This window comes from Alkalihalobacillus alcalophilus ATCC 27647 = CGMCC 1.3604 (assembly GCF_000292245.2).
Lineage (GTDB): Bacteria > Bacillota > Bacilli > Bacillales > Bacillaceae_D > Alkalihalobacillus > Alkalihalobacillus alcalophilus.
In genome coordinates this window covers 1-14176 of sequence record NZ_ALPT02000097.1, presented here as the reverse complement: position 1 = coordinate 14176, position 14176 = coordinate 1, and the positions used below count along the sequence as shown (strand labels likewise).

Sequence of the window (14176 nt, the reverse complement as noted above, 5' to 3'; positions counted from 1 at the left end):
AAAAATCGGTTCGTCTGAGTGAAGACAAAGAGCGTCTTCATCAGCCGCCCCTAATTTTTTCTCGCTTCTGACCGAACAGGCTCCGCTTTTTATTAATCCAGCTGCGCCTGTTAGAAGCTCGAGAAAAATCGGTTCGTCTGAGTGAAGACAAAGAGCGTCTTCATCAGCCGCCCCTAATTTTTTCTCGCTTCTGACCGAACAGGCTTCGCTTTTTATTAAAGGAGGTAATATGGAGATTAAAAGGATAATAGCGATTCTTGATAATTGGGGTCTTGAATTAAAAACGGCGATCAAGTTATCTGAAAAAGCAGCCAAAATTACTACAATCAATGATGTACATTTTGTCTTAAAAAGAAAACAGGATAAAGAATCCATTATAAGAGAAGCGAAGTTGCTTTCGTTTATTCAAGAGCAAGGAATCAATGTACAAGTTTTAGTTCAAACAAAAAAAGAAGAATTTTATGCTGTTTTTGCAGGAGAAGTTTACTGTCTTTATCACTTTATTGAAGGGGAAACTTTTTTAGCTGACGAATGTATCCGTAATCCGATAGTGCCTGCTGTGCTTGGAGATACGCTTGGCTCTTTACATAAAGCGATGGCGAGCGAGCAAATGACTCTTTTATACCCAATGAAAAAATTGTATAATATTGTAAAGGAATTTACTTTTGTAGAAATCAATACGATTGATAATACCACTTCTCTTGAACCGGTCTGGGCTGTCTTTAACGAAGAATTAGAGGGGAAAATGAATAAACTGCCAAAGCAAGTCATCCATCGTGATATGCATTTATTTAATATGATTTATAAAAGTGGTGAACTAGCAGAGGTAATTGATTTTGACCAAGCGGAGGTCAATATACGTTTATTTGATTTAGCTTATTGCTCCACAAGTATTTTAAATGAACTTTTTGATACGGAATCGAAAAGACATGGTTGGTTTCAGTTTGTTCAGGAACTCTGTTTAAGTTATAACGAGAAGAACCCGTTATTAAGGGAGGAACGAGAACTTATTTGGCACGTGATGCTTGCGATTCAACTCATCTTTATGGCCTTCTTTCTTCATGATGAACATTTGTATAACCGAAATAAAGAAATGCTCTTATGGATTTTTGCGAATCAATCTGAACTAGAACAGGTATGGTGAAGGACTTGAATGATTATAAGATGTCTATGAAAAAAGTTTGGAAAGATATTGATTTTTTTCAAGTTAAGCTTTTATTAAAAAACAGCGACATCCAGCTGAACTTAAAGCTTTACACTGATAATGAGGAGCTTTATGAACTCCAGAGAGGCATAAAAATATTTATTGAAAAATTAGGAAAAGATGATTATTATTGGTGTACAGGAAGTTTGGAGGCAACTCACTTTTTGTCCTTGCGTTTTTATTTGATAGATGTTCTAGGGAGAATCGCGATTGAGGTGAATGTGAATAACAACCTTGAAATACCAGAACAAATCAAAGCCCAATTTTATTTGACTACTGAATTTAACCAACTAGATTATATGATCTTGGAACTAGAACGATTTATTAAAGAAGAACAAGATGAATGGAAAGGCTTAATTTTATAAATAATTGCTTAATATCTGGCAGTTGTCGAGAAAGGGAAATTAGATTGGGGAAACGGATTTACAGATAGAAGGGTATGTGTAAGTTGAGTAAAATCAGATTATTTTCAAATTGAATGTATCGCTTTTACATAATGAAACAGTGATTTTGAGAGGGAGAATTAGTATGTATAAAGAAATTGAAGGGGTTCGTGTTTGGGGAACTCCTATGGAAAATGCAGTCAATCAAGCGGTCACTTGTTCAAAGTATGGGCAAGTCGAACAAGTTTTGTTAATGGCTGATCACCATTACGGTTATAGCCAGCCTGTAGGTGGTGTTGTCGTTTATGATGGGCAAATCTCGCCATCAGGAGTCGGTTATGATATTGCTTGTGGAAATAAAGCGGTTCGTACAAATTTAAAATATGAAGATATTAAAGAGGATATAAGTTCAATTATGGACCAAGTAGCTGCTCAAATTTCTTTTGGAGTTGGCCGTAAAAATCAAGAAAAGGTTGATCATGAGCTTTTTGATGATCCAGATTGGTCTGTTTATCAGCAAATTGGCACACACGAGCATGATTCCTTAAAAAAATTAGCAAGAAGTCAATTAGGGACAGTTGGTTCAGGCAATCATTTTGTCGATATTTTTGTAGAGGAAGATACAGAGGATATTTGGATCGCTAATCATTTTGGGAGCCGTGGTTTCGGTCATAAAACAGCGAGTGGCTTTTTAAACCTAGCAAAAGGAAAAGCGTTTAGTGAAAATGTAAAAGGTGAAAAGATGGAAGCTGAACCTACTTTATTAGATTTAAATACAGAAGTTGGTGATATGTACTATCGAGCGATGAATTTAGCTGGTAAATATGCGTATGCGGGAAGAGATTATGTGATTGAGAAAGTATTGCGTATTTTACAAGCAGAAGCGACTTTTACTGTTCATAATCACCATAATTTTGCTTGGAAAGAGAATCATAATGGCAAAGACTTTATCGTTGTAAGAAAAGGAGCAACACCATCAGCACCAGGGCAATTAGGGTTTATCGGGGGCAGCATGGGTGATTATTCAGTGATTGTAGAAGGACGAGATTCAGCAGAGAATGTCGATGCGTTCTATAGTACCGTGCACGGAGCTGGTCGGGTAATGAGCCGAACAAAAGCGGCCGGTAGAATGAATTGGAAAACAAAAAACGTAGTGGTGGCGAAATTTCGCCTGAGCAAATGTATACGGGCGTTAAAGACTTCGGCGTTGAACTAAGAGGAGCTGGCACGGATGAAAGCCCATTTGTATACAAAAAACTAGCAGAAGTTCTTGCGGCTCATGATGAAACTCTTAATGTGAAACACCGCCTGAAACCAATCGGTGTCTGTATGGCTGGTGCAGGAGAAATGGACCCTTATAAGGATTGATAGTAGTTGCTTATTATGCTTATTAGATTAAATGAATGGACAAAACAGGTGACGAGAGCCTTGTTTTGTCCTCTATTTGTGTTTTATTGGACATATAGAGGAGGGACGAAGAGGGTTTGTCCAATAACTGGGGGTTATAGGACAAAAAAGAGAGAGGGAGAGGAGTGTTTTGTCCAATAACTGGGGTTTATAGGACAAAAAAGAGAGAGATAAGAGAGGTTTGTCCAATAACTGGAGTTTATAGGGCAAAAAAGAAATTGATGGCAAGTTAAGTGTCTATTAACGAGAGTAAATAGAAAAGGAGAATACAATGAGAGTTCGCAGTGGTGTTGTCATTATAGAGAGTCATGCTGTTGTCTTGATTAAACGAATGAGAGAGGGGCAGGTGTATTATGTTTTTCCTGGTGGTGGGGTTGAAAAAGAGGAAACCCCAAAAGAAGCAGCTAAACGAGAAGCCTATGAAGAATTAGGGCTAGAGGTCGAGGTTGGTGAGCTACTAAAGAAAGTGGAATTTAATGGTCTACAATTTTACTTTCAAGCAAAAATTGTTGCTGGCACATTTGGTACAGGTGCTGGAGAGGAGTATAGGAACGAGAGAAATCGTGGCACCTATGAACCTGTATGGCTCCCATTATCTCAGCTAGGTTCCGTTGATATAAGACCAAAGGAGCTTGGTGAGGAATTAATGAAAAGAATTACAGATTAGAAAAAGGCTATAAATTAACCTAGGAGAATAATTTATAGCCTCTTCCTAATGAGAAAAGAGTTCTGATTCACTGTCATACAGGATTAGAGCTTTTTTGAGTGTAATGTAATACGGTCGTTAGCTTCACTTAAACTGGGATTAACAATTCTACTTTGATTTCTTCTTCACCATCTTCTAAATAAAAAATCTCTAGCTGGGTTGCACCTATCAATTTTTGCTGTAGCTTAACTTTGTGCATCCACCGAAAGAGGCGTTCATATCCTTCACTAATCGTTTTATTTGTACAAGTAATCATGGCATATTTTGTCTTCTTTAAAGGGATTTCTAACATATCTTCTGGTTGTGGCACGGACTCTTTCACTTCAAAACAAGCAAAATAGGTCGCCAAAACTTCATTACATAAGAAAGGAGAAATAAGAATGGTGTCATCTTTAACGGCCTGCACATGTTCTTTTCTTTTCAAAAGCTGATGTTGTATTTTTTTTGCTTCAGTTGGAAAGCCATTTGGAAAAAGAGTGGTTGTACTAATACCAACTAATAAGTATTCTCTTTCGACGATCTGGCATTGTAAAAAAGGGGTCAATTTAAATTTAGCATCCATTCAAAAAACCTCCTCAATCATCCTTTGTTTTTACTTCGAGCTCAACAGGGAAATTCCCTTTAAATGAAATATAGATAAATAAATGATTTGAATAAATTATAGATGGTATGATATATTGTTTATTAATTAATAAACATAATTAAAATTTGTTTACTTTATTTGTGGGGTGTATAGATTTTGATAAATGAAAATGATTTTTGGGATTCGACGGTTGAAGAAATGGCTCAAGGCTTTCGTTATGAGCCTGCAAGTGGAATTTATCAATGCCTTTTATGTGATTATATGTGCGAGGATGGAATTATTTACAAACAGGATGAGTTTTTATTAGAGGCAAAAAAAGCGATTGTTTATCATATTCAAAATAAGCACCACTCAAGCCTAGATTCTCTATTAGGTTTTGATAAAAGATATACAGGCTTAACCGAGCAACAGCGAGAGCTTATTCGAGCTTTTTATGATGGACTTTCAGATAAGGAAGTAGCTGAAAAGCTTGGGATTGGAAGTGTTTCAACAGTCCGAAACCACCGTTTTAAGTTAAAGGAGAAGGAAAAGCAAGCGAAGGTCTTTTTAGCAATTATGAAAAGTTTAATGGAGAAGGATGAAGAGAAATTAGTCAAGGTTCATAAGGGGGCAAAAATGGTGGATGACCGTTATATTACGACTGAACTGGAAAAAGAAAAAATACTGAGCACTTATTTTAAAGAGGGATTAGCAGGTCCGTTAGCGATTTTCCCTAGTAAAGAAAAGAGGAAAATAATTGTTTTGCAGCAAATCATAGCTCGGTTTGAGCGGAAAAAGATGTATACAGAGAAGGAAGTTAGTGAGATTTTAAAGCAGATTTATCCTGATTTTGCAACGATTCGACGTTATTTAATTGAATACGGTTTTATGGAAAGAAGCAAAGATGGTTTAGAATATTGGATGAAATAAACGATTAACAAAGGGGAAGTGTCGTCATGCCGATTTATAAAAAACTGGTTCGTGACCAAATACCAGAAATAATCGAAAAAACAGGTGCAAAATATTCTATTGAAATGTTAGATGAAGAGTTATATCAAAAAGAGTTACGAAGAAAACTTCAAGAAGAGATCGATGAGTATATGGAAGCTCTAACAGACAATGAAGCCGTTGAAGAGCTAGCCGATGTATTAGAAGTGATTTTTGCCCTCGCCAAAACCCATCAAACGAATGAGTTAATACTTGAAACGATTCGAGTAGACAAACGTATAAAAAGGGGAGCCTTTGATAAACGGATCTATTTAGTCGAAGTAGAAGATTAATTTTTGGATTGGAGGAATTAAGATGAATGAAAGCTTCTTTGTCGGTTGGGGAACGTTAGCTTTAATTAACGCCGGTCTTGCCCAAGGAAAAAATCGAACGGGGCTTAATTGGTTTTTACTATCGCTAGTTCTTGGACCAGTCGCGACATTTATTCTCTTGTTTGTGGAAAAGAGAGATAGATGATGATGAACCTATCGGCTTATCTCAGTTAGACTGACGGTAGTATGTAAAAAAGGAGAAGGAAGTCCATCCATCTCTAAGTAGCAATAAAAAAAGTAGATGAGGAGAATTGGTTCCTCATCTACTTTTTATGATTTATTTAGGTAAGGCAGATTGAATGGTTTCTTCTACGGCGATGTTTAATTCGGACAATGAACTGAACTCGACAGGATCAATAGGTTCATGGACAACTAGAGTTACATCGGTAGGTTGGAATTTTCCGTTCAACTCTTCCATGATTCGATAAGAGCCGTTTATGGTAATCGGCAGAATTTTAACGCCTGCTTTTTTGGCAATTCTTGAGCCCGAATTCCCGAAATCACCCATTGAATCACCTTTGCTTCGATGTCCTTCAGGAAAAATAGAAACTGGTTTACCGTCTTTTACCATTTCACCGGCCTTAGCTAATTGTCGAACGGCATCGCGGGGGTTTTCACGGTTGATAAAAATACACATTTTATTCGTCATCCATTGGCCGAATAAAGGCACTTTTTCGAGCGATTTTTTAGCAATGAACGATAAATCTTTATTTATATGGGCAAGCAACAAAGGAATGTCAAAATTCCCTTGATGGTTGGAAATGTACAAGTAGTGTTCATCATCCTTTATGTGTTCAAGGCCTTCTACATTCACTTTTGTCCCAGCTAATCGTAATGTATTTTTCGCTAACTTTTTGGCAAATTGATTTGTTTTTTTGTACCGAACTTCCGGATCTTGTGTTTTTAACCAAAGCATAGCCGGAATGATAGATAGTAAAAATAAAATAGCATGTCCATAAACAATTATATTACGCATGTTGACTCTCCTCTAAATGAAACTATTTTCAAAACAGATTAAGAATAATGATAGTCAAAGATGAATATCAAAAACTATCATACTGTTTTTTAAAGATAAAATCAAAATAAGCTTCTTGATTAATTGGCAGTTTCATTAAAGGAGTTCTTGTATTGTTTGGAGAATTTTAGATTAATAAATCTTATTTAGGTGGGAGAATTATATTTGAAAAATCAATTCATTAAAGCCGCGCTCTCTTTAATTCTTTTTATTTTTATGTTTCATTCGACTGGATATGCTAATTCTTCTTGGCAATGGCTCACTTCAAGCCCGAAAGAAATGTTACCATTGGCGATTATCTTGACACTTTGTTTTGAAATAATAAGCATTTTGTTTTTAGGCAAATTAGTTAAAAACTATTCTATAAAAGTGATTGCAGCATTAATAATTACGTTAGCAAATATCGTCTCCTTTCTTTTTCCTTACATATTTAGAGCGATTGAGTTTCAAGCCGTTTCTGGAGGGTGGGCCTATGCTTGGTATGATGCTTTTGCGGCAGGACCCTATTATATTGTTTTGACTGGTTACTTATTTTTAACGTTATGTATAGAAGTACCGATCATTTATTTTCTTTTGAAAAACTATAGTAAAAGCAGGAGGTTTCTTTTAGGTGTAGTCATTTCAGTAAATGTGATGACTACTTTAATTGTAGCGATAATGGAGAGAATAATGTTTTATGGTCATTGGTAAATAGATTTTTTCACACAGGGGGAAGCGGATGAACATACGGATTTTAAATGAAATGGATGCACAGTTGTACCAGGAGTTACGATTGAAGGCATTATTGATCAATCCGGAAGAATTTGGTTCAACTTATGAGCGAGAAAAAGAATTCAAGATAGAGTTGATAGAAAAGCGGTTAAAGCCAACTGAGGATAAATTTGTGCTGGGAGCTTTTGACAAGAATTTATTAGTTAGTATTGTGAGTTTTGTACGTGAAAGTAACTTTAAGACGGTCCACAAAGGAAATGTTTTTGGAATGTTTGTTTTACCAGAAAAACGAGGTCAGGGAATAGGTAAGGCGATTTTGCTTGAGTTAATAAAAGTGGCAAAAAACGTGACTGGTTTGGAACAAATTAATTTGACCGTTGTTTCAGAAAATAGGGCAGCCAAGAGTTTATATAAGACGATAGGATTTGAAGTCTATGGTGTGGAGCGGAACGCCTTAAAATTTAAAGAACAGTACTTTGATGAGGAATTAATGGTCTTGTATATTTAATATTAAGAGCAAAAGGCAAACCTGAATATGTAGTAGGTTTGCTTTTTATTTTATTAACTGTTCCAAATTTCATTATATGGTAAAATATTAGAAAATATCTAATCTTGAGAAAATATCGAAGTATTCTACGGAGGTAGCTAAATGAGGTTACGGCAAATGGCTGTCGCTTTTTTAATAAATGAAGAGGAGCAAATTTTATTTTTACAAAAGAAGGAGAAGTCAGCTTTTCTACCAGGTATGTTGGTTCCGGTTGGTGGTCATATAGAAATAACAGAAATGAATGAACCGAAAGTGGCTTGTTTACGGGAGCTAAAGGAAGAAACGGGTTTAACAGAAGAGAATATTCATCATCTAACTTTAAAATATATTGTGTTAAGAATGAAGGGAATTGAGGAAATTCGAATGCAGTATGTCTTTTTTGGTCATGTACCAAAAGCCCGTCCATTATTGGAAAGTGATGAAGGGGAATTAAGTTGGCTAAACCAGGAAGAGATTGAGAATGCGAGTGTGACGGCTACGACAAAAGAAATCATCGATCATTATCGGAACGAACAAGAAAATGAACATGTCTATGTAGGGACAATGAAAGCCAATCGAGAAAACCCAGCGATCACCTGGGCGTTGCTAGAGGATTGGGAAACATATAATAAGAATTTAAAGCCAAGGTTAAAAAGTTAAAAGGAAGTGAATAAATGTTGCTATCTTTAGAGAAAATGACGGCAGAACAATTTGATGCCTTTTTTGCGATTAGTACAAAAGAATATGCGAAGGAAAAAGTGCGTTCAGGGAATTGGAGAGAGGATAATGCACAGCAAAGAGCGATTGATGCACTTAATCAATTATTACCTTACCGTGAAAATACAGAAAATCATTATGTATTTTCAATTATGAAAAACCAGAACCAAATAGGCTTTATTTGGTTAGGGAAAGTGAATGATGAGAAAGGTTTTATATATGATTTTTTCATTGAGGAAGCCGTTCGTGGACTAGGTTATGGGAAAGAAGCAATGCGGTTGATTGAAAGCGAAAGTAAAAAAATCGGGTTAAAAAAGATAGGTCTCCATGTATTTGGCCATAACAAAAGAGCTGGTCAAATATATGAGGAATTAAACTATCAGGTTACAAATATTATGATGGAAAAAGAAATTTAAAGAAAGGTCATTGAATGAAATCAAGGGTGCGACTAGGATTGAGATAATTATGTGCACCAGTAAAAATAAATACGGATAATAATTGAGCGAATGTCTACACTAATCATTGCGATTCATTGAAATTAAAATCTATATTAAGGGTGATTGGTAGTGGATATTCAAAAAGAAGCGAACCGGCATTTTATCAATAATGAAAATGGAGGAATGATAGGCGAGGTAATTTACACGGCTACAGATGAAGGGAAAGTGACTATCGACCACACATTTGTGAATGAATCTAGGCGCGGGGAAAACATCGCCTCCGAGCTTGTCGCCTCTGTCGTTACTGAAATGAAAAAACAAAATAAAAAAATCATCCCACTCTGCCCATTTGCCAAAGCAGAGTTTAAAAAGAAAAAAGAATATCAAGAAATCGAGGCAAGTGAATGAAGTTGATTCAACCTTGAAAAAGAGTATCTTGGCGAATATTCATACATTATAAAACAAAAAAAGGCTGAGATAATAAGGCATTATTATCATTTGACTGTTCAAAATCATACGAAAGATATTTTTACTGTACGAGTGAAAAGTGATGATGAAGACAATGGATGGATTTATCATTATAGGTGGAGCCATTTGAAAGATTCGTCAAAAATAGAGCTTGGTGGTTATTTAGGTGTAAAACTTGATCAATTAAGTTATTGAATCTTTGAAACTATTAAATTAAGTGAGGAAATAAAAAGTGCTCAATTTAAACTTTATTGATGAGCTAGATGAACAGTTAACATTATTCACCATCTTATTTGGATAAACCATCATTTTAAGAAGGAGGGCAGAAATGACTTTTATATTGCCGGATTGGGCTATCATTATCTTTTACATTATAAAGGTTAGTATAATTGTTTTATTTTGGAGTGCTACACTCACAGTCATAGAGAAAAAAATCAAGTGGAAATTTCCAATGTTTTTGAGTGGTGTTTTTTTCATTTGTTTAATCTTTACGAGTCAATATTTTATTCAGTCCTTCTACGATGTGGTCAATTTAGAAGAATTTGATGTGGTGATAGATGGGGACGGTGGATACGCTGAATCTAATGCCGGAAAAGGCGTCTGGACAACGGATAAAGACCTGTTTATTTATTCCAACACAGGCATGACCGATTCGTATAAATGGAGGTTTAAAACGTCAGATAACGAATGGGTTGAACTTGTCATTCCCATTACCTTTTACCCAGCTAACAAAGAAACGATGAGTGATTATTACGCAGAATTTCGTCAAACACAGAGTAATTTAAAATTAGCTTCTTTTCATATGAGCCAATATTTTGATGAATTAGTACGGAAAAGATGGCGAGATGGATTACGTGATGAAATTAGGTTAATTACAATGGAAGAGTTTACAGAAGAAAAAGCAACAGAAATTATCGAGACTGTCAGTAGTACCGTATTAGACGAACAAGAACAAGTGTTGTTTGAGGTTCATTACGAGACTTTGAAAGTAATGAGGTAAGGATTAGTATTTTAATAGGAAAAACTCAACTAGAATAGGAGGCAAAAAAATGATAAATTTTTACATTGCTTCAAGCTTTGCTAATAAAGGGATTGTACAAAAAATAAGTAGACAGTTAAAGCAATTAGGTTTTATCCATACATATGATTGGACACAAAATGAACGAGTAGCTTCGTATGAGCAGTTAAGGAAGATAGGTGAGGAAGAAATGAAAGCGGTCAAGAGGGCTGATTTTCTTGTCGTGCTTTTACCTGGTGGCAAAGGAAGTCATATCGAACTAGGTATCGCCTTAGGAGCAGAGGTACCTGTTTATCTTTATGCGAGCGATGACCGTCACAACGACTTTGATAAGACGAGTACTTTTTACCATCTGAAAGAAGTGAAGCAAGTAATTGGGACTGAAGCTGATTTAATCAATACGATTCTTTTTGATTTCCCTATAAAAGGAGAAGTTGAAATATAATCAAAATATTTCGTTAAATGATCTGACATTATAGGAACGTACATTCGCTTTTGTGGTAAACTAAACATATAAGGGGTGTGTTCGATGATTCAGATGGACCTTAAGAAGAAAATGAAAGCGTATGGTGTAGTCGGGCTTAGTTTAGCAACGATTGATCGTGAAAAAAGCGAAGTGATTTGCTGTGGCAAGAAAAGAAAGGAAGCAACTGAATTAATCAAGGAAGATACTTTATTTAATGCTTGTTCGATTAGCAAGTTAGTAACCGCCTTTTTAATCATCAAACTTGCTCATGAGAAAAAAGTCGATTTGGATAAGGATTTAAGTGATGAGTTTGTTCAAGCTGGATTTATCAACACTAGCCATCCTGTTCAACATACCATGACTTTAAGACAATTACTCCGGCACCAGGCAGGAGTTCAAGATCCAGAAAAAAGTTTTTCGCCTTTAAGTACTGACGGTTTCCCAACTATGGAGGAAGTTTTAACCGGTAGAACGAGTTATATGCAGGAAAATCTTTTGATTCAATCAAAAGCAAATCAGTTCACTTACTCGGATGCCGGATATTGTCTTATTCAATATGTGCTTGAGAAAACCACTGGTCAAACATTTGAACGACTAATGGACGAGCATATTTTTCAACCATTAAATATAAAAAACAGTACATACAATTGGCAGGAAATCTTGACTGTACCGGAACTTGCAACGTACGGACATCATAAAAACGGAAAGGTTTATTTGAAGGAAGAAACGATTTATCCATTCCATGCCGCGTCCGGACTATGGTCGACGTCAGCCGATTTGACTAAATTAATGCTGGAATGGAATCAAACGTTACAAGGCGAGAGCCGCTTAGGAATAAGTGTTCACACGCTCAATGAGTTGCTTCAAACAACAGAAGAGCATCCATATGCAGGATTAGGGTTATTTTTAGATAGAGAAAATGAGCAACTTGAAATCTCCTCTTTAGGTTGGGGAGTCGGTTTTCAATCGATGCTCATTTATTATCCTTCTTTAGAAAAAGGCTTTGTTATTATGACAAACACAGACTTAGGTGTTCATCAAACAAAAGGGTTAATAGGTGATATATATCAATCATTTAAACATAATATAGGGTAAGGAATCTAAACTCTAGAAGGGTAGGAGTGATTAAAATGACAAAGAATCACGAAACACCTGCAGAAAGAAGAGAACGCTTAAGGCAAGAAGAACTAAAGCGAAATCCGACCGGAAATTTAGGGGATTCTTTCAATCGTGCCAATAGTGGAAGCTTAGCCGATCTTACTGGTAGTTTTGGTTGGAAAGGATTTTTAGTTCTTATAGTCTTAATTTTGATTGGATTAATCGTTGCTTATGTGATGAAGGGAAGTTAAGGTGAACTGACTATTGAAGGAAGAAGCGATATTAGAAGATATTTTAATAAAATGTAAGGAAGAATTTTTGTGGGAAGTAGTAGGGGTAAAGTCGATCAAACGAGGGTATTTAAACTTAAAGTGGAAGGTGGAGACAACGAACGGCACTTTTCTCGTGAAACAGTATAATCAAAAGCGGTTGGCGAAATATGATTGGCATGAATTACAGGATGCTTTGAAACGACAAATCCGACTATCTGATGAAGGTTTTCCAACGCCTAAATTATTAAATGTCGGAGAAGAAGTCATACTGAAGTCTAACGATGGCGAGCTTTTTGTAATAATGGATTATGTGGAGGGAGATATCATTTCCGCTGGTCATGTGAGTGCAGGACAAATCTATGATTTAGGCTTGCAAACTGGGAAAATGCATAAATGGTTAAATGGGGAAAAATCATCAGTTTTGGTTCCTGCATTCAACATACCACCAAAGGATGTGAGAATTCATTTTTGGCAACAAAAAAAGGAACAAACGCTTGATAAAACATTGTTTGATTTAATTGAAATGCAAATAGCTTTAACGAAAAAGATCGCTCTCACTGAAACAAGTGAAATCGACGCTGGCTGGGCCCATCGCGACTTATGGCTTGATAATGTACTATTTAATGAGAGTAAGGTAGCAGCGATTCTTGATTTTGATCGGCTAAAATATGATTATCCATTACTTGATGTCGCCAGAATGATTATCTCGGCAACATTATTGGAGGGAGAGTTACAGACAGAGTTAATCGATACTTTTATTGATGGTTATAACAAATACCATCAACTCAGCAAGACACAATTAATCCAATCACTCAGACTTCTCTTGTATATGGAAAGTACATGGTGGATTACAGATAAACAAGAGCTAACTTCTAAACCAGCACAGAGATTTTACGAAGAAATGGTTTGGCTTACATATCACTACGATCAACTAGAGCGGATACTAGAATAAAAGGGGATTCAATCATGAGTTATGTAAAAGAATTAAGAAAACTAGTCGGGCACCGTCCATTAATCCTTCCAGGAGCGGTTGTGATTATTTTAAATGAACAAAAAGAAATCTTACTGCAGCAACGCCTTGATAGTCGCTGGGGATTACCTGGTGGAATTATGGAGCTTGGGGAAAGTATGGAAGAAACGGCAAAGCGAGAAGTGAAGGAGGAGACAGGCTTATACTTAGGCGATTTAACTTTAGTAGAAGTCTTTTCTGGAAAAGAATATTATTTAAAAGTGCCAAATGGGGATGAGCTTTACTCAGTTACGGCTGTTTATTATACATATGAATATAGTGGAGATTTAAGTGTTGATCCAGCAGAATCGCTAGACGTTCAATTTTTCCCAATTAGCCAACTTCCTAACCATTTTATTGACTCGTATCGAACTTTTATTGACGCGTTTTGTGCAAAGAATTAGTAACAGAAAGTATTACTGCAATATCTATTTAATCATTTAATGGTTATTGCAGTTTTTTATGCCATAGTAATAGATGTTCCTCAATTTTTTGACGAGTTTCTAGTGCTTCGTTTTGAAAAAGTAAACGGAAATATAATAGATAAGTGATTAATCATAGGCTTGAAGGAAAAAAAGTTAAGAAATAAGATTTTGCGTTATAAAATGATCTCCTTCCCATTAAAATAAACGATGACAGACTCTTTTTCAATTGGTTTGACCATGGTCATAAAATCAATTTGGTGGTGATAAAACTGTCTATCTTTTATAAAACCTAACTTTTTATACAAACGAATCGCTCTTTGGTTAAAAGTAGCAACGGTTAATCGTAATCTAGTTTGAGAAGCTTTCTGTTTCTGGATATATGAAAAGATGAACGAGCAAAAATCGTATCCAAATCCTTTACCTGTTAAATGGG

General features: G+C 35.8%; 21 protein-coding genes and 1 pseudogene. 19 read left to right on the top strand and 3 right to left on the bottom strand.

All coding sequences use genetic code 11. The features are described 5' to 3' along the window. The first annotated feature begins 229 nt into the window (after positions 1 to 229). The 4 genes and pseudogenes from BALCAV_RS18440 to BALCAV_RS18425 all read left to right on the top strand — a co-directional run bounded on the left by BALCAV_RS18440 (position 230) and on the right by BALCAV_RS18425 (position 3661). The gene (locus BALCAV_RS18440) at positions 230 to 1144 is read left to right on the top strand and encodes a phosphotransferase enzyme family protein (RefSeq protein WP_040324217.1); all 915 of its coding nucleotides are present in this window, start codon (positions 230 to 232) and stop codon (positions 1142 to 1144) included. A 20-nt stretch (positions 1145 to 1164) separates the two neighbouring features. Next, positions 1165 to 1569, top strand: coding sequence for a hypothetical protein (locus BALCAV_RS18435; protein WP_040324222.1), 405 nt, complete (start codon positions 1165 to 1167; stop codon positions 1567 to 1569). 163 nt (positions 1570 to 1732) lie between these two features. Next, positions 1733 to 2955: pseudogene (locus BALCAV_RS18430) on the top strand (RtcB family protein). A gap of 310 nt (positions 2956 to 3265) precedes the next feature. Beyond that, entirely contained in the window at positions 3266 to 3661 is a 396-nt protein-coding gene (locus tag BALCAV_RS18425) for an NUDIX hydrolase (protein WP_003322515.1), read from the top strand. A 127-nt stretch (positions 3662 to 3788) separates the two neighbouring features. Here the strand turns inward: BALCAV_RS18425 and BALCAV_RS18420 are convergent, their stop codons facing one another. After that, positions 3789 to 4262 carry an effector binding domain-containing protein gene (locus BALCAV_RS18420; RefSeq protein ID WP_003322514.1) on the bottom strand — a complete coding sequence of 158 codons (474 nt, stop codon included), beginning with the start codon at positions 4260 to 4262 and terminating at the stop codon, positions 3789 to 3791. A gap of 177 nt (positions 4263 to 4439) precedes the next feature. On the opposite strand from BALCAV_RS18420, the gene BALCAV_RS18415 reads away from it, so the two are divergent. The 3 genes from BALCAV_RS18415 to BALCAV_RS22585 are packed head-to-tail and all read left to right on the top strand — an operon-like array spanning position 4440 to position 5726. Further along, complete coding sequence (locus BALCAV_RS18415) at positions 4440 to 5192, top strand: DUF2087 domain-containing protein (protein WP_003322513.1); 753 nt, start codon at positions 4440 to 4442, stop codon at positions 5190 to 5192. 26 nt (positions 5193 to 5218) lie between these two features. Continuing rightward, a complete protein-coding gene (locus BALCAV_RS18410) occupies positions 5219 to 5542 on the top strand; it encodes a nucleoside triphosphate pyrophosphohydrolase (RefSeq protein ID WP_003322512.1) in 324 nt (107 codons plus the stop codon). Positions 5543 to 5564: 22 nt separating this feature from the next. Further along, positions 5565 to 5726, top strand: a complete 162-nt coding sequence (locus BALCAV_RS22585; RefSeq protein ID WP_003322511.1) for a hypothetical protein — start codon at positions 5565 to 5567, stop codon at positions 5724 to 5726. A gap of 132 nt (positions 5727 to 5858) precedes the next feature. Here the strand turns inward: BALCAV_RS22585 and BALCAV_RS18405 are convergent, their stop codons facing one another. Then, complete coding sequence (locus tag BALCAV_RS18405; RefSeq protein ID WP_003322509.1) at positions 5859 to 6557, bottom strand: lysophospholipid acyltransferase family protein; 699 nt, start codon at positions 6555 to 6557, stop codon at positions 5859 to 5861. Positions 6558 to 6761: 204 nt separating this feature from the next. On the opposite strand from BALCAV_RS18405, the gene BALCAV_RS18400 reads away from it, so the two are divergent. From BALCAV_RS18400 to BALCAV_RS18350, 12 genes are all read left to right on the top strand, one after another. Beyond that, positions 6762 to 7286, top strand: coding sequence for a hypothetical protein (locus BALCAV_RS18400; protein ID WP_003322508.1), 525 nt, complete (start codon positions 6762 to 6764; stop codon positions 7284 to 7286). A gap of 28 nt (positions 7287 to 7314) precedes the next feature. After that, a complete protein-coding gene (locus BALCAV_RS18395) occupies positions 7315 to 7815 on the top strand; it encodes a GNAT family N-acetyltransferase (RefSeq protein ID WP_003322507.1) in 501 nt (166 codons plus the stop codon). A gap of 141 nt (positions 7816 to 7956) precedes the next feature. After that, complete coding sequence (locus BALCAV_RS18390) at positions 7957 to 8493, top strand: NUDIX hydrolase (protein ID WP_003322506.1); 537 nt, start codon at positions 7957 to 7959, stop codon at positions 8491 to 8493. Positions 8494 to 8507: 14 nt separating this feature from the next. Further along, positions 8508 to 8966, top strand: a complete 459-nt coding sequence (locus BALCAV_RS18385; RefSeq protein ID WP_003322505.1) for a GNAT family N-acetyltransferase — start codon at positions 8508 to 8510, stop codon at positions 8964 to 8966. 150 nt (positions 8967 to 9116) lie between these two features. Next, positions 9117 to 9395: a GNAT family N-acetyltransferase gene (locus tag BALCAV_RS18380; protein WP_003322504.1), complete on the top strand. Its 279-nt coding sequence runs from the start codon at positions 9117 to 9119 to the stop codon at positions 9393 to 9395. A gap of 90 nt (positions 9396 to 9485) precedes the next feature. Continuing rightward, positions 9486 to 9650 carry a hypothetical protein gene (locus tag BALCAV_RS22445; protein ID WP_160173438.1) on the top strand — a complete coding sequence of 55 codons (165 nt, stop codon included), beginning with the start codon at positions 9486 to 9488 and terminating at the stop codon, positions 9648 to 9650. Between the two features lie 133 nt (positions 9651 to 9783). Further along, positions 9784 to 10455: a hypothetical protein gene (locus BALCAV_RS18375; protein ID WP_003322503.1), complete on the top strand. Its 672-nt coding sequence runs from the start codon at positions 9784 to 9786 to the stop codon at positions 10453 to 10455. 49 nt (positions 10456 to 10504) lie between these two features. Continuing rightward, the gene (locus tag BALCAV_RS18370; protein ID WP_003322502.1) at positions 10505 to 10918 is read left to right on the top strand and encodes a nucleoside 2-deoxyribosyltransferase; all 414 of its coding nucleotides are present in this window, start codon (positions 10505 to 10507) and stop codon (positions 10916 to 10918) included. Positions 10919 to 11002: 84 nt separating this feature from the next. Then, positions 11003 to 12034, top strand: coding sequence for a serine hydrolase domain-containing protein (locus tag BALCAV_RS18365; RefSeq protein WP_003322501.1), 1032 nt, complete (start codon positions 11003 to 11005; stop codon positions 12032 to 12034). Between the two features lie 35 nt (positions 12035 to 12069). Continuing rightward, on the top strand, positions 12070 to 12288 hold the full coding sequence (locus tag BALCAV_RS18360) for a DUF6366 family protein (protein ID WP_003322499.1): 219 nt from the start codon (positions 12070 to 12072) through the stop codon (positions 12286 to 12288). A gap of 13 nt (positions 12289 to 12301) precedes the next feature. Further along, on the top strand, positions 12302 to 13261 hold the full coding sequence (locus tag BALCAV_RS18355; protein ID WP_003322498.1) for a phosphotransferase enzyme family protein: 960 nt from the start codon (positions 12302 to 12304) through the stop codon (positions 13259 to 13261). A 14-nt stretch (positions 13262 to 13275) separates the two neighbouring features. Further along, positions 13276 to 13722, top strand: coding sequence for an NUDIX hydrolase (locus BALCAV_RS18350; protein WP_003322497.1), 447 nt, complete (start codon positions 13276 to 13278; stop codon positions 13720 to 13722). A 194-nt stretch (positions 13723 to 13916) separates the two neighbouring features. Here BALCAV_RS18350 and BALCAV_RS18345 read toward each other — a convergent pair. After that, the coding region (locus tag BALCAV_RS18345; protein WP_040324216.1) for a GNAT family N-acetyltransferase at positions 13917 to 14176 on the bottom strand (260 nt) is incomplete at its 5' end.

What these genes read in the sequence shown, in the direction of transcription:
- BALCAV_RS18390 (WP_003322506.1), top strand. Translation starts at nt 7,957, where the DNA reads ATGAGGTTACGGCAAATGGCTGTCGCTTTTTTAATAAATGAAGAGGAG.
- BALCAV_RS18420 (WP_003322514.1), bottom strand. Translation starts at nt 4,262, where the DNA reads ATGGATGCTAAATTTAAATTGACCCCTTTTTTACAATGCCAGATCGTC.
- BALCAV_RS18385 (WP_003322505.1), top strand. Translation starts at nt 8,508, where the DNA reads ATGTTGCTATCTTTAGAGAAAATGACGGCAGAACAATTTGATGCCTTT.
- BALCAV_RS18375 (WP_003322503.1), top strand. Translation starts at nt 9,784, where the DNA reads ATGACTTTTATATTGCCGGATTGGGCTATCATTATCTTTTACATTATA.
- BALCAV_RS18360 (WP_003322499.1), top strand. Translation starts at nt 12,070, where the DNA reads ATGACAAAGAATCACGAAACACCTGCAGAAAGAAGAGAACGCTTAAGG.
- BALCAV_RS18395 (WP_003322507.1), top strand. Translation starts at nt 7,315, where the DNA reads ATGAACATACGGATTTTAAATGAAATGGATGCACAGTTGTACCAGGAG.
- BALCAV_RS18405 (WP_003322509.1), bottom strand. Translation starts at nt 6,557, where the DNA reads ATGCGTAATATAATTGTTTATGGACATGCTATTTTATTTTTACTATCT.
- BALCAV_RS22585 (WP_003322511.1), top strand. Translation starts at nt 5,565, where the DNA reads ATGAATGAAAGCTTCTTTGTCGGTTGGGGAACGTTAGCTTTAATTAAC.
- BALCAV_RS18425 (WP_003322515.1), top strand. Translation starts at nt 3,266, where the DNA reads ATGAGAGTTCGCAGTGGTGTTGTCATTATAGAGAGTCATGCTGTTGTC.
- BALCAV_RS18350 (WP_003322497.1), top strand. Translation starts at nt 13,276, where the DNA reads ATGAGTTATGTAAAAGAATTAAGAAAACTAGTCGGGCACCGTCCATTA.
- BALCAV_RS18435 (WP_040324222.1), top strand. Translation starts at nt 1,165, where the DNA reads ATGTCTATGAAAAAAGTTTGGAAAGATATTGATTTTTTTCAAGTTAAG.
- BALCAV_RS18370 (WP_003322502.1), top strand. Translation starts at nt 10,505, where the DNA reads ATGATAAATTTTTACATTGCTTCAAGCTTTGCTAATAAAGGGATTGTA.
- BALCAV_RS18410 (WP_003322512.1), top strand. Translation starts at nt 5,219, where the DNA reads ATGCCGATTTATAAAAAACTGGTTCGTGACCAAATACCAGAAATAATC.
- BALCAV_RS18365 (WP_003322501.1), top strand. Translation starts at nt 11,003, where the DNA reads ATGATTCAGATGGACCTTAAGAAGAAAATGAAAGCGTATGGTGTAGTC.
- BALCAV_RS18440 (WP_040324217.1), top strand. Translation starts at nt 230, where the DNA reads ATGGAGATTAAAAGGATAATAGCGATTCTTGATAATTGGGGTCTTGAA.